We start from the raw sequence: 21646 nt of genomic DNA, 5'->3' as shown, positions 1-21646 counted from the left end.
CTGCGGGGCCCGAGGGAAGGAACTCTTGTGAAGATTGGGCTGGGGCAGCTGGAGTCGGGCGCCGACATCCGGGCCAACCTCGCCGCGATCGACCGGTTCACCTCCGAGGCAGCGCACGACGGCGCCGCGCTGGTCGCCTTCCCCGAGTACGCCACCTACGAGAAGAAGAAGGTGGACGCGACGTTCCCCGCGGTGGCCGAGCCGCTGGACGGGTCCGTCTGCCGGGAGCTCGCCGCCATCGCCCGCCGCCACCGCATCGCGCTGGTGGCGGGCGTGGTGGAGACCTCGAACGAGCCGGACAGGGCGTACAACACGCTGGTGGCGTTCGGACCCGATGGCGGCCGGCTGGCTTTCTACCGGAAGATCCACCTTTTTGATGCGCAGGGCTTTGGGGAGTCCACATTCATCAAGCCCGGCCCGTCCACTGAGCCGGTGGTGTTCGAGTGCGGGGGAGTGCGGTTCGGGCTGATGACCTGTTACGACCTGCGGTTCCCGGAGCTGGCCAGGTCCCTGGCCGACGCCGGCGCGCAGGTCCTGCTGGTCTGCTCGTCCTGGGTGCCAGGCGAGCACAAGACGGAGCAGTGGCTGGCGTTGAACGCGGCGCGGGCGATTGAGAACAGCGTGTACGTGGCGGGGGTGTGCCAGGCGCCGCCGGTGTCGGTGGGGCGAAGCGTGCTGGTGGACCCGATGGGCGTCGTTGAGGCTGACCTCGGGCTTGAGCCGGGTGTCCGTGCGGTGGAGGTCTCGCTGGAAACGGTGGACCGCGTGCGAGACTCGTTCCCGATGTTCCGGCAGCGGCGGTTGTAGGGACTGGGCTTAGTTCTGTTTGCCGAAGACTTTAGGACCTCGGCTTAATGCCCTCGGCACCTAGGGGATTTAGGGGACGGAAGCACGAACGCTGGCCGCGCGGCGCAAGAATGCCCTGCTTCCGGATTGTGCTGAATAAGGCTCACAGCAGAGGTTGCATGGTATGGAGTGCGTCTGTTTGTCAGGAAGACGAGCGCGTGCACCGAATCTTAGGTTGTCTGTGCCGTTGGTTTTTCTAGTAGCTGCAACCCGGAATTGCGTCCAGTCAAGAAATCATCTGGGATTCAATATTGCCAATTTCCAGTGCAGTAACGACAACGTTGCCCGAGCTGAACCGCAAGTGGGGGAGCGCCTTCTGCTACCTGTCCGGGTCATGAGACGAGGAGAGCAAGATAAGTCTTCAGTAGTGATGTTAGCTGCACCTTGCAGACATCAGAACGCAGGACCGTATCGACCGTCGTGCGTATGGATGGTCCGGAGTAGCCTGGCTGATCGTCTGATGTTTGCTTTGAAACTAGAGCTGAATAACTGGATGACGCGGCTCTGGGAACTACTTGTTACCCGAAAGGCGTCGGAAGTCTGACAACCTCCGGACAAGCTTCGTAGGTCTGCGGATATGATCATCGAGTAGATAATCGACGGCTGGAGAGAAGACATTGAAAAACCCCGCGCATGAACTGTTGGAGCTTTTCGAACGGTGGGGGGAGCATCCCGGCGGAAGTGCTCTTGATAGTCGTGGGCTACAAACCGACGAAGACACTGCTATCGACGACCATCTTTATGCCATGTGTCTGCTGGCCGCTATGAAAAACTGCGTTGACGACCTCGAGCGCGGTGGTTATCGCGTCAAATCATTCAGGCGAAGCTTCCGTCTTTGGACCAAGGCTGTGATGAATTACCCGCACGCGTGGAATGCCGGTGCCAACAGTGCCGTGTTCAGTGTGCACACTATGGATACCCTGGAGAACCTGGCAGCCGCTATTGATCGGCACCTGCCAGCTCCAACCCCGGAACGCGTTGCTGAGATTATGTCCTACCTGGACGAAGTTGTGACACTTCTTGAAGAGGACGAGGAGCTTTCTTCTGAACTACGACTACACGTTTCAAGGATCGTGCAGACAATCCGCGGCTGTATCGTCGAGGAGAAGGCCTACGGTGAGACAGATCTTAAGCAGGCATTGTACGACCTTTGGGTTGCCCTCTACGCGGCGGCCGGTCAGTCTGACGGAGACAAACGCGGCCGCTGGGCGACTATGGCAGAGACGATTTACCGGCCGGCTGCAGCAAGTTTCATTGGTTCCATGCCGGGCCTCGCTATTGCTGCAGCCCAACTTGCGCAGCAATGATGGTCCAAAGCTGATCATCTTGAATAGCAATCATAATTCGTCGCCGTTGCCGCATTAAACAACAGACGCAAGCCGCCTGATTCCCGGATCTAGCGAAATTTCCTCCACGTATTATTGCTTATACACGTGCATTCTTAGCGGGGGAAGAACGGCGTCGCCTACGAAAGCTACCATTCTAACTACGATAAGCGAGTACGCCCACGATCGAAATTGTTGATGACGCCGCGCAATTGTGGCGCGACCGCACCCGAGCGTTTGGGTTGATCGATGTGATTAGATAATTGAAGGACTGACTAGAATGAAGGAATACGTCTGATGGCATCAGAACAAAGCCTGGAGGCTGACCCCGTTACACTGAACGTGCGACTTGGCGACGATGTGCAGTTGTATTGTCCGCTTTTTCAACGGCGGTATGTATGGGGCAGGACGCAAATCGATCGCTTGTGGGATGACATCGACACTATTCGCGATGAGACCTATCCCCGCCGTTTCTTGGGAGCCCTTGTATTCAATGAAGATTTGGCCTCCACTGCTACCCAGGCAGGACGTTATTGGATAATCGACGGGCAGCAGCGCCTAACGACAATGGTATTGACGCTGGTCGCCCTGGCTGCTCACGCTCAACACTTTGGTGAGGAGGGTAAGGAAATCGCTCAAGATTTGTTCGGGCAGTACCTTGTGAGCCGTAAGAAGAATAGTAAGAACCAGCCAAAATTGTGTCCAACGCTGACGGATACTCGGCAGTTCAACGACATTATGAGGTCTGCGTTCGGCTACGAATTTGATCTTGAAGTCGACATGTCACGGGAGGCGGGAGACCCCGACGGTGACATGACGAAGGCTTACAACATCATTCTCAGCCATATTGTGAAGCGAACATCAAAACTATCTGACGACGAGGAACTCGGTGATGAAGAGGTCATAAGTAACATAGAAAAGCTTCGAGATGTTCTCCTTGAGGCGCTCGAGTTTGTCGAAATTCGACTGGGTTCTAGCCACGATCCCAACGAGGTGTTCGACCGCCTGAATAACGAAGGAGTGAAGCTCGGCATCATCGACCTCGTCCGTAACGATGTACTTAAGCGGTTGGACAAGGATGGAAAGCAAGCCCTCAAGGTTTATCAGAACGAGTGGAAACCGTTCGAGGAGGCGTTCTCCGACAATGGGGCCAAGACGGGATATTTTTTCCCCTTCGCCTTGACAATCGATCCGACAGTGACCAAGGCTTCTACCTTCAACGCGCTCTCTTCGCGATGGAGTGACCTGGTTAAAGACAAAGAGCTCGATGCCCGGGGCGAACTGCTCGAAATCATGAGTGACTTGAGGTCCCATCAGGCTTCGTTCAACGCTATTCATTCCGGTCGACTGGACCAGGTCGAACCTGAACTGACGGAACACGTTCGGCGGCTTGTGGATCTGAACAGACCAGGGTCGACCTATCCTTATGTCATGCAACTGCTCACCAGCGCAAGCAGTGGTGATTGTAATGTTGCCAACGCCACTGAGTGCCTTGAAATTATCGAGTCCTTCCTCGTCCGCCGTGGCCTCTTGGGCATTGAACCTACCGGTCTACACGCGATTTTCAAGAAACTTTGGAAGGACGCAAACTCGGACCCCTCGCTCGTGCGACAAAGGATTGTGTCGTCAACCGTGCAGTTCCCTGAGGACGCCGCAGTCTCTCAGGCAATCCGGACAGGGAACCTGTACAACCGAAAGATAAGGAACTACGTCATCCTTGAGTATGAACGCGCCGTCTCAACGGGAGATGTTCTTGACTCTTTCCCGCCAATGACCGTGGATCATCTGATGCCGCAGAACTATAGCGACGACTGGAAAAAAGCAATTTCCGCCGAGGATCATAAGAGGCTCGTCAATACCTGGGGAAATCTAGTGCCCTTGTCCTTGCACGCCAATTCCACCAAAGGATGCCGGTCCTGGAACGAAGCACGGAGCCTTCTGCAATCAGAGTCTGTTTTCTCGACAACCAAGCAGGTCTACATGAACAGTGCGCTCTGGAACGCAGAAACGATCGAGCAGCGGTCAGCTGAAATCGAGGCCTGGGCACTCCAACGCTGGCCTTTCTTTGAAAATCTTCTTTAAGGCCAGCGACGGGGGCAGTTTGAGAGACTGTCGGCAGAGAGTGGGTTGCGTAGTGCATAGCGAGACGTGCTTTAAGGGCCTTCGCAAATGAGCATGGTTAGGGCGGTCGGCGGCTGACGTCGTAGTTGCGGCCGCTTGTGCTGCGGCGTGGTGCGGGAGGAATGAGACCAGGGCCTCTTTCGAATTGGTAGCGACCAAGCAAACCAATAACCAAAGAGACCCCGACATGAATAACTGTATGTCTTGTTCCGATGACCGGTGATGCACGCGGCCGGACGCGCTGCTCGGTGTCGAGGGCGTTCACGTCAGCTCCGTCACGGCGACTGGAAGAGGCCTGGTCCTGGGCGTCGAGACCGGCGAGGACGTCACCGGTTGTTCGGCCTGCGACGTCGTTGCCGTGGGCCATGGCCTCCGGCGGGTTCGGCTTCATGACATCCCGTGTTTCGGCAAGCCCATGATGTTATGGGCCAAGCGCGTTTGGCGCGCTGCCCCGACCGCGACTGCCCGAGAACGACGGTCACCGAGGACCATGCACTGGCCGGGTTGAGGGCGAAACTCACTGCCCGCGCTGCAGCCTGGGCGACGGACGCGCTGGAACATTTCGACACCTTGGTCTCGGCCCTGGCCCACCAGCTCGGCGTCTCCTCGCACACGGTCTGGGACACAGTAAAGAGTGAGGCGACCGGGCGGATCTCAGCAACCGGCAGGCTGAAAGGGGTGGACGCGCTCGGCGTCGATGAGCATGTATCGTCCCACACAGGTCCGCCCGGCACCGGGATGGTCACAGGGATCGTGGACCACACCCCGCGGCACCCACGGCATGGTCCATGCGCGGTTGCTGGACCTCGGGCCGGTCCGGTAAGGCAACTCTTCGCGGTTCGTGCGGGTTCCAGTTCGAGTCGTTAGAGACAAAGGGGCCCGTGACCCTGCTGGGATGAGTGTGTCTAGCATTCAACTTGGAACAGGACCACGAGCCGTGAACGAGGCTGCCGGGGTCGCAGCCGACCCTGCCACGATTCTCTTCCACCTGCCCACCAGCAGTGTGCTGAAAAGGCCAGCAGACGTCACTGCCCGATCCTGAGTGCTACACGCCGAGAAGCAGCCAGCAAGACCTGGAGCGTAGTCAGGCGTTGTTGGCCATCGATGATATTGGACGAGGACAGCCTGCGCGGAAGATGGCGGCGCGATTGGATAACGACGGCACCGAGGAAGTATGAGCGGGGGTCATGACGACCATGCTCGTCGAAAACTTCCGACGCCGTGCGGACGTCGGTCCACAAGGGCGCCCAGTTGGGCGCTCCATCCCAGACATAGGGACGCTGAAACAGCGGCACTACCAGGTCATGGTCGGCGCAAAGACATGACCAAGAGTAACGTCTCCGGCTTTCATTAATTCCCCCATTTCGATCGAAAGTTTGCTTGGCTCAGGTTGCAGTATGACTGTTGATGCGACTTAGAGGACGCTTTAATGAGAAATCAGATCTTGATATCTTCAATGCTTTCCTCGATAAGCTCGAATTCACTGGATTCCGTGTAATCGAAATATTCAACTATGCGTTGCGAAACAGCAACTAACCGGTGCTCTTCAAACCCGGGAACGTTGTCGCCAGGGCCGACATATACCCAGTCAAGATTCTTTCGGTAGTAAAATTTCTCGTCGTTCACCAGCATCAGCACGAGAAGCGCTATCCCGCTGGTACTCATGGTGACGAAGTATTCTTCATGATCCCCAGGTTGTCGCGTGCACGGCCACCGATCCAATCGCGCTTCGACTATTGAGTCCGGATCCAGGTTGTAGTAGAACTCGTCGTCATGCTTGAAATAGCCTGACTTGAGGATGTTCCGATCAATCAAATGGTCCGTGGACAGTATGACACCTGAACTGATAGCGTAGCGATGTGCCGACTTCATATCTCCCCAAGTCACATATCTAGATAGCATAATTCTCCTTTCGCTGCAGGGCTGCAGAAATTAAAGAGCCAGCGTGGGCGTTCAAAATATCTACGTTTGATTGGAAACCCATTGCCCGAAGTCGTGCGCCGTTAGTTGCTGACTCTCCTTTACATGGTTTTCACTGTGCTGGTCCCAAAATGCAATCGCAAAAGGCTCAAGGCTTTTATCAATGCGGTGAAGATACTCGCCTCCATAAGGGCGTACGTCTCCTTCATCGGCAGGCATGTGGTTTTCGAAGTCGAATACAGGCCAGTATCCGTGTTGCCATGTTCCTGACCGTCTGGCTTCGCCGTAGCCGGTGTCCATGGCTCCGCGCACCAAGTCGCGTATGGAAAAGTTGGGTACCTCGTGAGGGTCGTCAGAGACGAACTGGATTGATGAATCAGAAAATTTTGGTGGTGTTGAACGCTTCCCGCTAACGCTTCCAGCGCTGTCCCACCAGTTGACCGCTTCTACTAAGTTGTCCATGCCCAGCTGCTGCAGACGCCGCTTGTGACCTTTTTTCCAATTGACAGGAATCCAGGATGCCCTGTGCCGCAGCCAAGTACGGGAGCGTGATTGCACCACAAGTCCGCGAGTCTCATCTGTTGCTTCATCAATGACGAGCCACACCTTTGCCGAGCATGCCAGTAGTGGACAAACTGAGTCCCAAGTGAGCTCGCTTTGCTCAACTATGCGAAACAGCAGCTCATCAAAGGTAGGGACAACTTGAATAGGAGCGCCCGAAGCGATGGCGAAGGCCGTGTGCAGATCAATGGCGGTTTCTTCGGCGGGCGCTGAAGAGTTGGAAACAGGGGCTTCTCGCAGTGAGTTCTCTGCCTGTTCGATGAGGACAGAGCGCTGGAAGCGCTCGCGTAGCGAGAGGTTGTCTTCGAGTGTCCACTGACCTTTCGAGGTACGCTTCCAAATAATCCCTTGGGTGGCCAGCTGCACTTGGAAATTAAGGCTTCCGAACTTCCGCTGCACAAACAACTGCTGTTCCTGAGCGCCGAAGATTTCATAGGCAAGCCCTGATCGCTCAGCAGGGTGGTCGTACCATTCCACGGCTTGCTCTACTAGGTAACCAACTTCCACTCCGACGCTCGACTCGTCCAATTGAGAATGATCGAAGTAGGACAAATCGCCGCCGGGAGGGATAAGGAAGAACCAAGCGTCCTCATCGTGACATTGAGTAACGTCCAGCCATTCGCCGTTTGCCCGGTACTGGTACTCCTCGGAACCACCGACAACGTAACGGACCAGAAAGAGCTCGCGGCCGCCGTCAGGGTGTGGAGCGCCGATAAATTGAAGTTGCCATTTCGTGGCCTCCTCCTGAATCAGATCCGCCTCAGGCGCAACATCTTGGTCTTCGTTAGCCACCCCAACCTGCTTTCGTTGAACGAACTCCGAATAGTGTCTCACCGACTACCGACACGGCAGTAACAGTCTGATTGCTTTGGCTGGGCAAGCCGAGCCAAGAGCGGGATCCTAGTATGTTTGGATTACCACCAGCTAGTCATACGGAAGTTATTCCTCCAGCGGGTGCATGGGGAAGCAGCAAGCACAGGAGCAGGTCTTGACAGTTACAGCCGAAAACCGGGAACTCAACGTCGCACCCGGTTCGGTGGTCCACGTCCGTGATGAGGAGTGGCTGGTCACCAGCCTCGAGAAGTCCGTCGATGGCACCCTGATCAGGGTTCAAGGCCTCAGCGAGCTCGTCAGGGACACCACCGCGGCCTTCTACTCCGCCCTTGACGATATCGAAGTCGTAGACCCAGCAAAGTCCAAGGTGGTCGCGGATGACACCCCGAACTACCGGAAGGCACGCCTCTTCCTGGAGACCACGCTCCGCAAAACCCCAACACCGCAGTCCGCAGAACACCTCACGGTCTCAACGCGCATGCTCTCTAGAAACCTGAAGTACCAGCAGATAGCCGTGGCAAAGGCCCTGGACACCAAAAACATCAGGCCCCGCATCCTCATCGCGGACGCCGTCGGCTTGGGCAAGACCTTGGAGATCGGCATGATCCTCAGCGAGCTGGTCAAACGCGGCCGCGGGGAACGAATCCTCGTAGTCACGCCCCGCCACGTCCTGGAGCAGATGCAGCATGAGCTGTGGTGCCGCTTCGCCCTGCCGTTCGTCCGCCTCGACTCCGCCGGCATCCAGAAGGTCCGCCAAAAACTGCCAGCCACGCGCAACCCGTTCACCTACTACAAGCGCGCCATCATCTCCATCGACACCCTCAAGAGCGCCCGCTACCGCGCCCACCTGAACAAGCTCCACTGGGACGCCGTCGTCATCGACGAATCCCACAACCTGACCAACACCGGCACACTCAATAACGAGCTCGCCCGCATCCTCGCCCCCAATACGGAGGCCTTGATCCTCGCCTCGGCCACTCCACACAACGGCCGTAACGAGTCCTTCGCCGAGCTCCTTCGTCTCCTTGACCCCACGGTCGTCCGCCCTGACGGGACCTTTGATCCCAAACAGGTGGAGAACCTCATCATCCGCCGGCACCGCCACAGCCCTGAGGTCGCCCAGGAAGTCGGCGCAGACTGGGCCGAGCGGGAAGAACCGGACAACCGGCTCGTCGCCGCCTCAGCCGCGGAGAATGCCATAGCCGAGGAGCTCTCCAACACCTGGCTCTACCCTGAGGGTCGTCCGTCCCCCTACTCAGGACAGAACGGGTCCCTGTTCTCCTGGACGCTCGCCAAGGCTTTCCTCTCCAGCCCAGCGGCCTTGCTGGAGACAGTAACCGAGCGTCTGAAAAAGCTCGACGCCGACGCCCCCACTGAGGCCAGAGAGACTGAGGCGTTGGGTCGCCTTCGTCAGCTCGCCGAAAACGCCAACACCGGCGAATCAGGCAAATACAACGAACTTGTCGCTTACCTGAAGAAGATTGGCGTCGGCAAGGGATCCCCAGTGAGAGCTGTCGTCTTCGCCGAACGCGTCGCCACGCTCAAGTGGCTGCAGGAGGCTCTGCCCAAAGCCCTCGGCCTCAAGCCGGAAAATGTCGACATCCTCCATGGCGGCCGAAGCGATGTCGAGCAGCAGAACATCGTGGACCAGTTCAAGCGTGGCAACAGCCCGCTGCGGGTACTCGTCACGGGCGACCTGGCCTCTGAAGGTGTCAACCTGCATGCCGAATGCCACCACCTGATCCATTTCGATATTCCGTGGAGCCTCATCCGGATCGAGCAGCGCAACGGCCGCATCGACCGCTTCGGCCAGCGCCACAAGCCCCAGATCACCACCCTTCTGCTGAGCCCCAGCAACACCCGCTTCTCGGGCGACATCAAGGTGCTCACCCGGCTGATGGAGCGGGAGCACGAAGCCCACGCCGTGCTGAATGACGTTGCCTCCCTCATGGGAAAGTACAGCGTCAAGCAGGAGGAGGACGCCATCCTGGATGTCCTCCTCGGCAAGAAGGAGTTCGAAGACACCGTCGGCGCACCAGACCCGGACCCCGAGTCTGGCGACGTCTGGGACTTCCTCGACTTCGAAGCCCTCAACCAGGACGGACCGAGCGAAGACGTACCGATAGAGAAACCCTCGGGCCTCTACGCCACGGACCTGGACTTCCTCGACGAAGCACTGAACGAGGCCTTCGGCGAACCTCAGAAGAAACTCGGCTGGACCATTCACCCAGGCCACGGCCTGGCAGAGCTGAACCCGCCCGCGGACCTTCAGCACCGGCTAGGATACCTTCCCCAGGACTACTTGTCCGAGCGGAGGGTCACAGAGACGCTCAAGCTTGCTACCACTGTGGAGGCCGGCACCCGCCAACTGGACCGGGCCCGCGAATCTGATGATATGAGCTGGCCGGAAGCGCACTACCTAGGCCCGCTCCACCCCGTCCTGGACTGGGCCAGCGACCGCGCCCTGGGATCGATGTCCCGCAGCGAAGTGCTCGCCGTCCGGGGCGACGTCGACGCCCCGCAGGTTCTCCTCATGGGCACCCTCATGAACCGCCGCGGCCAGGTCGTGTCCAAGGCCTTCATCGCCGTCGAGTTCCCCGATCCCAGCAATCCCAACTTCTGCATGGACCAGCCCCTCGAGGACCTGGGGGACCACCTGGCCGCCATCGGCGTCCACAACAAAGCGACAAACCCAGGTCCTGTCAGCCTGGACGGTCTGCAGGCCCTCCTCCCACGGGCGGTGGCGAATGCCAAACAGACAATGCAAATGACGTTCGAGTCCGCGGCCACAGCAGCCGAGCAGCGACTGCAGTCGTGGACGGACCGCGCCACCGACTGGACCCAGTTGTCCTTCGAACTCACGCAACGGGCCGAGGTCAAGAAACAGCGCGAGCGCGTCAACGAAGAGCAGCTCATCGCGGAGTCGCTCGCGCCTGCCCAGCGCCTGGTCCGCCCGCTCCTGATCGTCGTTCCCCGTAATACCCCTACAGCCGTACCGGAAGGTGCTGACCAGTAATGCCGTCCTTTGATTCGATCGTTGTCGGTGAAGACTGGATCAGCGAACACTTCTTCACCACGGATTCCACCAAGGAGTCCTTCCAAGCGGAAGTCATCAAACTCCGGAAGTCCTGGGACGAGCAAGCCAAGGAAGGCCACCCCACCACGCTGTCCCGCTTCGCTGAAGTGCGCGGCCGGTTGCAGATCCTCCTCGCCGGACTGGCCGAGGACCCTGCGGGCGCTCGCGAAGCATGCGCCCTCCTGCGCACCGCGCTCGGGTTTAAAGGTACGACGGCGGCAGTCACCTTTGAGCGCAGCGGCACCGAGACATTGGTTCCCGGCGTGTGGATGACAGACACCGCCGACGTCGTGTTCCTTGAGGCCAGTGCAGCCGACGCTGCTGAAGATGTTCTGTCATCGGTAGAGCCGCTGGGACGCGTGCTCGTCGACGGCAAGGAGATGCCGTCCCTGACACTGGCCAAGCTCGTCTCGGAAATTTACCTTGCGGAACGCTCGCCCAAGTACGTGGTCGTCATGGCTGGACGTTGGCTGGTGCTGACGGAACAGGAACGCTGGGCCGAGGGCCGCTATCTCGCCGCCGACGCCCTGCTGGTTGCCGACCGAAACGACACCCGAAAGCATTCGGAAACCGATCGGTTCCTTGCCATCTTCGGCCGGGACTCGCTTATGCCAACTCCCGACGGATCCATCTGGTGGGATGACATCCTGGCGGCCTCCGTCAAACACACGGTAGGTGTCTCCCAGGACCTGCGGGAGGGCATCCGCCGTTCCATCGAAATCATCGCCAATGACGTGCTCAAGAGGCGAGCCGCTCGGGGGCTTCCCGTTGAGGACGTAGATGGTCAGGACCTGGCGCGCCAGTCCCTGCGGTTCCTTTACCGCGTACTGTTTCTGCTGTACGCGGAGGCGTCCCCGGAGATGGGTGTGTTGCCCATTGGCGCGGGTGAATACAACGAGGGTTACGGCCTGGACCGGCTCCGGGAATTGACGCTCGTCAATATTCAGTCCCAGGAATCGCAGCGGGGGACGCACTTCTATGATTCGCTGGAGCGGCTGTTCCGGCTCGTCGACGACGGCCACAAGCCCCAGCGTGCATCGACTACTGCTGAGGGCCCTTCAGGAGATAACGAGGGACTCGTCTTCCAACCGCTGAAGGCCGACCTCTTCCAAGAATCAGCAACTTCCCTCATTAACGATGCAGGGCTGAGTAATTCCGAGCTTCAGCGCGTCCTGCAGCACCTGCTGCTGAGCAAGGAGGCCCGCGGAAAGGACCGCGGCTTCATCTCCTACGCGGAGCTGGGCATAAACCAGCTTGGCGCCGTCTATGAAGGCCTAATGTCCTACACCGGCTTCATCGCTGCGGAGCCCCTTTACGAGGTGGCGAAGGACGGCAACCCGGAGAAAGGCTCCTGGGTGGTCCCTGTGGACCACTCCGAGTCCATCGATGCGAAGCACTTCGTAAAGTACGAGGACGAGCGGACGGGGGAGAGGAAGCTTGTGATCCACGAGACCGGTTCCTTTGTGTTCCGTCTCGCTGGTCGTGAGCGTCAGCAGTCTGCTTCGTATTACACACCCGAGGTGTTGACGAAGTTCGTGGTCTCCCAGGCCCTCGAGGAGCTGCTGGATCAGAACGGGATCCCCACGCTGGCGGACGACATCCTCAAGTTGACCGTTTGCGAGCCAGCACTGGGTTCCGGCGCGTTCGCTATTGAAGCGGTCCGCCAGCTCGCCGATGAATATCTAAAGCGCAAGCAAAAGGAACTTGACCGCCAGATTCCTGCCGACGAGTACCCTCAGGAACTGCAGAAGGTCAAAGCACAGATCGCCCTGCATCAGGTCCACGGCGTTGACCTGAACTCGACAGCGGTGGAGCTCGCCGAAGTGTCGCTGTGGTTGGACACAATGGTCAAAGACCTTCAGGCTCCGTGGTTCGGGCTGCGCCTGCGCCGGGGAAACTCGCTCATCGGTTCGCGAAGGGCCACGTATTCACGTCAATCCGTGAACGACAAGACATGGCTGAAGTCCGAGCCCGCCGAGGCGCCGCTCACGGGTCTGGTTGGGGCTATGGAGGACGACACGGATGATCCGAACGCCGTAAGCCGGATCCACCACTTCTTGTTGCCCGCTGAAGGCTGGGGCGCCGCCGGCGACGCCAAGGAAGTCAAAGACTTGGCGGGTGAAGCACAGAAAGAGCTGAAGGCCTGGCGAACCAAAGTCAAAGCAAGGCCGAGCAAGACGCAGCTGGATCGCCTTGTCGCTTTGGGCAGTCGAGTGGAATCGCTGTGGAAGTTGACCCTGCGTCGCCTACAGGTCGCCGAGGCCGAGGCCCGCCGCGGAATCGACTATTTCGGCAGGTCTACTCTGCCAGTTGAAGGTGATGGCTCGCTGGTTGAGCCTGTGGAAACCTCAGCGATAACCCGAGAGCAAATCGAGCAGTCACTCAACGATCCAGACGGTTCGTATCAGCGCCTCCGTCGGGTCATGGACGCTTGGAACGCCCTCTGGTTCTGGCCATTATCCGAACGCGCCACCGGAGGAGTGCATCCGCCATCGCTCGAAAATTGGATCTCCGCTCTCGAGGGAATCCTCGGGACCGAAGTGTCCGCAGGAAAGCCCTCAAGGAAATACGGCCTCATCGAGGGCCAAACCTCGGTTCTCTCCATGGCGTCTTGGGGCGAGCTGGACGCCATCGAATCCTTCGACCTCAGCACTTCGCAGGTTAAACCAACGGCCTCAGTCAAATCGGAGCACGCGTGGCTCGACGTTTGCGAGCGTGTCGCTAGCGATCAGGGATTCTTCCACTGGGAACTCGATTTTGCGTCGGTCTTCGGCCGCGGTGGCTTTGACCTTCAAGTGGGTAACCCTCCATGGGTACGACCGCGCTCCGATGAGGCTGCCCTATTGGCCGAGGGCAATCCATGGTGGCAGCTGGTTGATAAACCGACGCAGGCACAAATTAAGGTCAAGCGCGACGAAACCCTGGGAAGGGAGGGCGTGCGGGAATACTTCGTTGAGAATGCGATTCCCACGGCCGTGCTCGCGGAATTCCTCGGGTCAACAGTTGACTACTCCTTGCTAGCTGGTCTGCAGCCGGACCTTTACCGCGCGTTTATGGTCCGCACCTGGCGTTCCTCCGCTCCGACCGGAGTAATCACCCTCATACATCCGGAGTCCCACTTCACCGAGAAGAAGGCCGCGCATCTTAGAGCTGAGACTTACCGTCGCCTGCGTCGGCATTGGCAGTTCATCAACGAGCTTTCGTTGTTCGAGATCCATCACCTGGTGACCTATGGCGTCCATGTCTACGGGGCACGACGCGCATCCCCACATTTCAAAATGGCGGCGTCGCTCTATCACCCCGATACAATCGCTCGCTCTGAGGTCCATGACGGTTCCGGCGAGGTCCCCGGATTGAAGGATGCTGACAGCCGCTGGGACACTCGACCGCACGCAGAGCGCATCATCGATGTTGACCAAGTACTGCTTGGCGTATGGGCCGACATTTTGGATGAGCCGGGTACGCCTGCCATCCAAGCCCGAATGGTGTACCCCGTAAACCTTGCGAGTTCCCGTGTGCTCGAGAAGCTCAGTAAGGCACCACGCGTGAGGGAACTCGGCCTCCAGTACTCGCGTGGTTGGGATGAATCCATCGATCGCAAGAAGGGATACTTTGAGGTCGGGTCCAAAATCAATGAGTGCTGGAGTGACGTCATTCTCCAGGGACCCCACTTCAGCGTCGCCAATCCGTTCGCAAAGCAGCCGAACCCAACAATGAAGAACAACCTCGATTGGACTGAAATTGACCTCGAGGCCCTGGCACCCGACTTCATTCCACGCACGAGCTACCAACGGGCCGTCGACCCAGTCAAATACAACGCAGACTACTCCAGCTGGGAAGTGGATGGAGTTAAGGTGTCAGCCCGCGAACAGCACAGAGTTGGGTGGAGGCTAATGGCAGCCACGACTGGCGTGAGGACCTTTTACCCCACCGTTCTTCTACCGGGTGTCGCGCACGTCAACGGGGTGATTTCGGGATACGGAAAGAGTCTTGCCGATGGAGCATCGGCGCTCGAATTGGCTGGCATTTTAGGATCGATTCCAGTGGACTTCTTAGCCAAGGCTGGGTCGCTGGGACACTTCTACGGGTCTGTGGTTGATACGTTGCCGGCGCCCATAGGCCATGACCTAAGCGCGGAAGTCCGGCTTCGAGCAGCGAAACTGATATGCCTGACAAAAGACTTTGGAACACTTTGGCATTCAGCCACGGCTTCGGAGTGGATTCCCACCAGTCCAGCCCGTGTTGCTGCGGAGCGCCGCCGGCTACATGTGGAATTGGATGCACTTGCGGCAATACTCCTGGACATAGATGCCGACGAACTCTGTACCATTTACCGCACGCAATTCCCTGTGCTTCGTGGGTATGAGCAGAATGACCTTTATGACGCAAACGGGCGGAAGGTCCCCGGAGACATGAGCCGGCTATACCGGAATTCTGGAGACGCCCTGACCCTCCAGGAACGTACTTGGACTCACCCACAGAGCTGCGTCGAGTACGTCTTCGAGTTTCCGTTCCAGAGCTTCGACCGTGAAGAGGACATGCGGAAGGCGTACTCGCACTTCTCGAGCATGCTGGGGGACAGCGCCTAATGTCGGAACTGCTTCCCACCAGCCAAGCTGGCGACCTCCGCCGAGGTCTCTCCGACTATCTGGCCACGACCTTTGCTCTGACTGACGGCAATGCGCAAACTGCAATCAAGGATTTCCTTGCCGATCCAGATCAGGGTCTCTTCAAGGGCTCGTATGTCCGATTGAGACTGCCCTTCGAAACAGCCGAGCCGGGCTGGAACGACTGTTTCGATTGGCACGAGGGGTTCGAGCCCTACGGGCACCAGGCCCGAGCGTTCCAGCGGCTGAGCAGCAAGGCCATCGCCAGCAACGGTGTCAGCGCCAGCCGCCGCCCGCAGCCCACTCTTGTCACGACAGGAACGGGCTCCGGCAAGACCGAGGCGTTCCTGTACCCGATCCTGGATCACGTCCTCCGCGCTAAACGTAATGGCGTCACAGGCATGAAGGCGCTCATCCTCTACCCGATGAACGCTCTCGCTAATGACCAAGCCAAGCGTCTGGCCGAAATGCTGACCGCCTATCCCGCACTCTCCGGGATCAGCGCTGGCATCTACACAGGGCAGCAAGACACCAGCCGTACCAAGGTTGCTAAGGATGGGCTCGTCAATGATCGGCAGGTATTTCGCGAAGATCCGCCGGACATCCTCCTAACCAACTACAAAATGCTGGACATGCTCCTGCTCCGCCAAGAGGACGCCCCTCTCTGGCAGAAGTCCGCCACAAGCCTGCAATACGTCGTCCTCGATGAGTTTCATACTTACGACGGTGCACAAGGAACTGACGTCGCAATGCTGCTGCGCCGGCTCGGGCTGTCGCTAAAGAGCTACTGGCCCGGCGACCTCGCCGACCACCCGCAGGGGCTGACCGAGGAGGACCGTGCTCGGCCGCTCGGCCGCGTAACTCCCGTTGCCACCTCCGCCACCCTTGGCAGTAAGGGCGACCCCGAGGCTATGCTCCGTTTTGCTGAGACTGTCTTCGGCGAAGATTTCCCCCCTGAGGCCGTGATCACCGAGTCCAGGCTGAGCCCCCAAGACTGGTCATCCCTCGGCTCCGGCACTGCCTGGGAGAAGGACCTGCACACCGTCGCGTTTAGCATCGCCGAGACGAACGCAAGCGTAGCGGCACTCCGGGCAGCGGGCGCCGGGCCGGAAACCGTAGTTGAACCAATTCTCGACGCGCTCTTTGAGCAGAGGCCCAAGAACCTGCTCGACGCGATGCGTACGCACTCGCTCACCGCAGCCCTTCTCGATCACGCAACAGTCGCCGTCGACCTCGCCAAACTGACTCAGGCAATCTTCCCGACGCATGCTTTGCCAGCGGGAGTCAGGGAATCTGACGCCGAAGAGTTCTTATCCCACGTCATCGCGCTGCTCAGCCACATCCGGGCGCGCCACGGTCGTGAGGCACTTACCGTAGAGACCCACCTCTGGATCCGCGAGATGTCCAGGGTGGACGCAGCCGTGGACACAGTGCCTCGGTTCCGCTGGTCAGATGACGGAATCGATCAGTCGAACGACATGTTCCTGCCCGCCGTCTATTGCCGGCACTGCGGACGGTCCGGCTGGGGCGCCGTCCTGGCACCTACCGGCATGGATCTGGAGCTGGACGACTCCAAGATCCGCGAGGCCCGCCTGGCGAACAACCCGAGGTTCAGAACTCTCATCTCTGCCGCCGCCGAGGCTGACATCATCGAGTTCCGTCAGGACGGCGCGGAGCAAGTCCAGGGACTGCATTGGCTGCACACTGTCAACCGGGGACTTTCGAAGACTCCTCCCGCAGCTGACAGCGCGGACCTCGCCGAAGGCCGCGTCATTCCTGTGCTGATGCTCACTGGCCAGGACGCGGATGATCAGTCCAAGAGGGATGTCTGCCCTTCCTGTCTGGCCAAGGAAGGCATCGCCTTTATGGGCAGTGCCGTCGCCACCATGCTCTCCGTGAGCATCTCCAACCTCTTCGGCGCTGAAGGCCTGGACGAGGGAGAGAAGAAGGCCCTGGTCTTCACCGACAGCGTTCAGGACGCCGCCCACCGGGCCGGGTACGTCCAGTCCCGCTCCCACACCATGACGCTCCGCACCGCGCTGCGCCGTGCCCTGAGCGAAGACACCGCGACACTCTCAGAGGTTGTCGACGCCGCCATCGCCCATGCGAAATCGCCCACGGAGCGATATCAGCTGGTTGCCCCCGAATACGTTGACCGCCAGAGTTTCCGGCAGTTCTGGAACTCAAAGGCTACGCCGGCCGAACAGGCGCGCGGACGCCGGTTCGCCAGGCGCCGCCTGCAGTTCGACGCCCTGCTGGAGCTCGGCCTGCAATCCCGCACTGGCCGGACGCTGGAGCTCACCGGTTCTCTCGCCGTCGAGACGGATGCAGGCAGCGCCACACGCATGCTCGCCGTCGGCCGCCGGGCGTACGACTCGGTGCAGCACCAGACGATGGTGGGGGACACTCCGCCTACCGACCAGCAGTTGCTGCAGTGGATCCGCGGCACCGTTGAGCGGATCCGCCTCCAAGGGGGCATCAACCACGAGTGGCTCAAGGGATACATCGCTACGGACGGCAAACGGTGGCAGATCTGGGGAGGCCGGCCCAAAGGGGAAGGCATGCCTGCTTTCCCGTCCGGGCGACCCGCGCCGGCGTTCCCGCGGATTGGCCGAGCGGACGCCTCAACCGAAAACCTGGACACCGTCACGCCATCGACGTCGTGGTACTCCCGGTGGACGGCCCGCTGCCTCGGCATTGCGCCGTCGGACAGCGGCTACCTTTCCAAAGCGCTGATCACCGCGCTGGAAGAAGACGGTCTGCTTGGCAAGACGAGCACCAACTCCGGAGCCGACGTCTACTGGCTGGATCCGGCCAAGATCATGCTCTCCGTTCCCGCCGTTGTCGACCTCGAGTCCGGCCGCCATGTCCTTGCGTGCAAGGTCTGCAAGGCCGTGACTCCGGGGAGCCTGACCGTCATCGACCAGCTCGACGGCGCACCATGCACTTTGGTCCGGTGCAGCGGAAGGTTGGAACGCCAGGCGGGCGACTCCCGGAACTTCTACCGGGACCTTTACTCCTCGCGGGAAAGCAAACGCGTGGTCGCTCGGGAGCACACCTCCCTCCTGGACGACAAGACCCGTATTCTCTACGAGACCCAGTTCAAGTCGGGATCCGACAATCCGCAGGCTCCCAATGTCCTGGTGGCCACGCCCACTTTGGAGATGGGCATTGACATTGGCGACCTCTCCTGCGTCATGCTTGCCTCGCTGCCCACTTCAGTCGCGTCCTACCTGCAGCGCGTCGGCCGTGCAGGCCGCCTCACCGGCAACTCGCTGGTCCTCGCGTTCGTTCGGGGCCGGGGCGAGCATCTGCCCAAGCTGCATGACCCGCTGTCTGTCATTAACGGTGAGGTCCGTCCGCCTGCAACGTATCTGGACGCAGAAGAGATCCTCGGACGCCAGTATGTCGCCCACGTGGCAGACCGGTTCGCCCGGACCGCTGGTCGCCCCCACCCGCGCGACGCGGTCCAGGCTCTCGGAAGCGTTGCAGCGGGCTCGTTCATCGGGGACCTGATCCAGGACGCCACGACGAATGCCAAAGATTACCTGGCGGAGTTCCTGGGCCAGTTCGGCGAAAGGGTCTCCGAGGGAAGCTGCCAGCGGCTGATTGCTTGGGCATCCGAGCACGATGACGGCGAGCCCAGCGGTCTCGCCCGGCACCTCATCCGGGCGGCAGGGGAGTGGAAAGCCGACATCGACGAGCTGGAGGCCCGCCGCAAAGAAATCGACAAGGCTCTGCCGGAGCTGGAGGCAGCGGCCAAAGAAGCAGAGCGGTTGGACGACAAGTCCTCTGACGCGGTTCAAGCACTCCGCACTGCTAAAGCGACGCTCCGCATGATCGGCGACCAGCTCAAGCAGCTCCGCGGCGACTATTGGATCTCGGTATTGGAAGCGTACGGAGTCCTGCCCAACTACACACTCCTGGACGATTCCGTGAGCCTGGACGTTGGCCTGTCATGGAAGGATGCCGACACGCAGGAGTTCGTCACGGACACCGTGACATACAACCGTGGTGCCTCCGTAGCGCTCAGCGAGTTCGCCCCCGGCGCCACGTTCTACGCCCAAGGCATGGAGATCCTGATCGACGCAGTGGACCTCGGGCCACAGCAAAGCCACATTCAGAAATGGCAGGTGTGCCCACAGTGCGGCTGGATCAAGACAGACGTGGGCACCAGCGCACCGGTTACCAGCTGCGTCAGGTGTACGACGGCGGCAATCGCCGACATGGGCCAGATCTTCGACGTCGTGGTCATGAAAAAAGTCTCTGCTGAAGTCCGACGCGACGAGGCCGCCATCAATGACCGCCGGGATAACCGCGTCCGTGAACGATTTACGATCGCTGCCGCGGCTGATATCGATCAGCAGCACCTGCAAAAGCGCTGGTTCGTGGAAGGGTATGAGTTCGGCGCGGAGTACTTCAACCGGGTAGACATCCGGTGGATCAACACCGGGCGGACCGCGTCGAATGGCGGAGGCCGGACGATTGCCGGCGACGACGTGCGTACACCGATGTTCCGGCTGTGTTCCTACTGCGGCCAGCTGGACCAGTCGGCCAAAGAGAACCGGCCGAACGAGCACCGGTTCTGGTGCAAGTTCCGGAAGGAAACCCAGGAGAGCATCAAGGAAGTAGTCCTGGCGCGCGAGCTCAATACCCAGGGCGTGGTGTTGCACCTTCCGCTGGACGTCACCTACGGCGACGATTTCTCGGTGCCGAGTCTTCAGGCCGCGCTGCTCATGGGTCTCCAGAAAGTCTTGGGCGGCGCACCTGATCACCTCGGGGTGCTGAAGATCAACGATCCCGCACATGGCGGTGGCCGGATCGCACTCATGCTCCACGACAAGGTCCCCGGAGGCACGGGCTACCTGGCGGAGTTCGCAGATGCGAAGCGGGTGTGGGAGCTACTGTACGCAGCCTGGGAGATCGTGCGCGACTGCAGCTGCCGGTTCGAGGAACGCCTTGCCTGCCACCACTGCCTCCTGCCGCACGCCGAGCCGTGGCAGGTCGACAAGGTCGCCCGCGCAAGTGCGGAGCGGCTGCTTGGTCTCCTCTTGCGCTCGGGGCAGAAGGCCGCCGATGATGAGGTCCCGCCGTCGTACTCGGACTGGACAGTAACCGAAGAAGCGCCGAGCGCCGAAACGTCCATCGAATCATTGCTGGAAAAGCGGTTCCGGAAAGCCTGGATGGACCGACTCAAAGCAGCGGGCGCGCACACTAAGGTCACCCCCGGTGCGCTCGCCGACACTATTACCTTCCGGATCCCCGGTCAGAGCTTCCAGTGGCAGCTTCTGCCGCAGGTGGATGTTGCCGGCACACGGCCGGACTTCCTGCTGAAAGGACCGCCGGACCCGAACTTTCCGGTGCTGGCGATTTACACCGACGGTTTCGCCTTCCACGCTTCGCCGGAGCACAACCGGATTGCGGACGACGCCGAGAAGCGCGACAAGCTTCGGCACACCTCGGAGCTGTCTTCGGCTGTGGTTCCTTGGGCCGTCACATGGGAGGACGTGAATGTCTTTGAAGCTGGACCCTCAGCGCCGGTTACGTTGCCGTCCTGGGCCAACGCCAAGCTGAACGCACAGCTGATGGCCAAATTCCCTGTGGACGCGTCCATCATGGGTGTGCTGGGACGGGATGCCATGAGCATGCTCTGGCAGTGGGTCAACAAGCCGGATCCTGAAGCGTGGGCTAAGTTTTCTGAGCTGGTGCCGCTGATGCTCATGCAGCAGAAGCCGCAGCCTTCGGACGCGGACGCTGTTTACGAGCATGCTGTGGCCTTGGCTCGCGGAGAACAGCCCGCGCTGCCCACCGGTAGTGTGACCGCATGGACATACAGATCCGGAAGCGTCGGCTTTGCTGCCGCGGGCTCGCCCAACAGCCTGTCCACAATCGCCGTCGGCCTTTGCCTCGATGATCGACAGGATGCACTCGCTTCTTCTTCGCACGAATCCTCCTGGCGCCTTTGGCTGCAGCTCTCGAACCTCCTGGCATTCAAACCCATAGGTTTGACCATCGGATCCGTAGCTTCCGGAGTGAGCGCGGCCGGGTCGGTTGCTGCAGAAGTCGCTCGCCAGGAGATGACGGACGAGGTCGGACCTGCGTGGAGGCCACTTCTGGATCAGGCAACTGAATTCGAAAAAACACTGCTGTTGCAGCTTGCCACTGCCGGTTTGGATATTCTGCCAGAGCTCGGATACGAGGTGGACGGCGTGCCCGTTTCAATCGCCTGGCCGGACCATCACCTTGCCGTTGTATTCGACGGTGACGAACGTGAAGGACTGGAAGCCTCGGGATGGACCACCGTGGGAATTGACGTTGATGAAATACGCGAACTGCTGAAGGTAAAGGGGGCTTGA

8 protein-coding genes are annotated in these 21646 nt (G+C 59.9%); 6 read left to right on the top strand and 2 right to left on the bottom strand.

Features of this window, described 5'->3' with window-relative positions; all coding sequences use genetic code 11:
* Nucleotides 1-27 precede the first annotated feature (27 nt).
* The 3 genes from P2Q66_RS14600 to P2Q66_RS14590 all read left to right on the top strand — a co-directional run bounded on the left by P2Q66_RS14600 (nt 28) and on the right by P2Q66_RS14590 (nt 4253).
* A complete protein-coding gene (locus P2Q66_RS14600) occupies nt 28-807 on the top strand; it encodes a carbon-nitrogen hydrolase family protein (RefSeq protein WP_275729247.1) in 780 nt (259 codons plus the stop codon).
* 656 nt (nt 808-1463) lie between these two features.
* Nucleotides 1464-2153, top strand: a complete 690-nt coding sequence (locus tag P2Q66_RS14595) for a hypothetical protein (RefSeq protein WP_275729245.1) — start codon at nt 1464-1466, stop codon at nt 2151-2153.
* A 315-nt stretch (nt 2154-2468) separates the two neighbouring features.
* Nucleotides 2469-4253, top strand: coding sequence for a DUF262 domain-containing HNH endonuclease family protein (locus P2Q66_RS14590; RefSeq protein ID WP_275729244.1), 1785 nt, complete (start codon nt 2469-2471; stop codon nt 4251-4253).
* A 1476-nt stretch (nt 4254-5729) separates the two neighbouring features.
* On the opposite strand, the gene P2Q66_RS14585 is transcribed toward P2Q66_RS14590, so the two are convergent.
* Complete coding sequence (locus tag P2Q66_RS14585; RefSeq protein WP_275729243.1) at nt 5730-6164, bottom strand: hypothetical protein; 435 nt, start codon at nt 6162-6164, stop codon at nt 5730-5732.
* 90 nt (nt 6165-6254) lie between these two features.
* The gene (locus P2Q66_RS14580) at nt 6255-7565 is read right to left on the bottom strand and encodes a hypothetical protein (RefSeq protein WP_275729240.1); all 1311 of its coding nucleotides are present in this window, start codon (nt 7563-7565) and stop codon (nt 6255-6257) included.
* 196 nt (nt 7566-7761) lie between these two features.
* Between P2Q66_RS14580 and P2Q66_RS14575 the strand changes: the two genes are divergently transcribed.
* The 3 genes from P2Q66_RS14575 to P2Q66_RS14565 all read left to right on the top strand — a co-directional run bounded on the left by P2Q66_RS14575 (nt 7762) and on the right by P2Q66_RS14565 (nt 21646).
* Nucleotides 7762-10623 carry a helicase-related protein gene (locus P2Q66_RS14575; RefSeq protein ID WP_275729238.1) on the top strand — a complete coding sequence of 954 codons (2862 nt, stop codon included), beginning with the start codon at nt 7762-7764 and terminating at the stop codon, nt 10621-10623.
* A complete protein-coding gene (locus tag P2Q66_RS14570) occupies nt 10623-15272 on the top strand; it encodes a DNA methyltransferase (protein ID WP_275729236.1) in 4650 nt (1549 codons plus the stop codon). Before P2Q66_RS14575 ends, P2Q66_RS14570 begins: the two co-directional genes overlap by 1 nt.
* 161 nt (nt 15273-15433) lie before the next feature.
* Nucleotides 15434-21646, top strand: a complete 6213-nt coding sequence (locus tag P2Q66_RS14565) for a DEAD/DEAH box helicase (RefSeq protein ID WP_275729233.1) — start codon at nt 15434-15436, stop codon at nt 21644-21646.

The organism is Arthrobacter sp. Cr_A7 (assembly GCF_029222765.1).
Taxonomy (GTDB): Bacteria; Actinomycetota; Actinomycetes; order Actinomycetales; family Micrococcaceae; genus Arthrobacter.
Note: the sequence above shows the minus strand (reverse complement) of the source record. Positions and strands in the feature narration are given on the sequence as shown.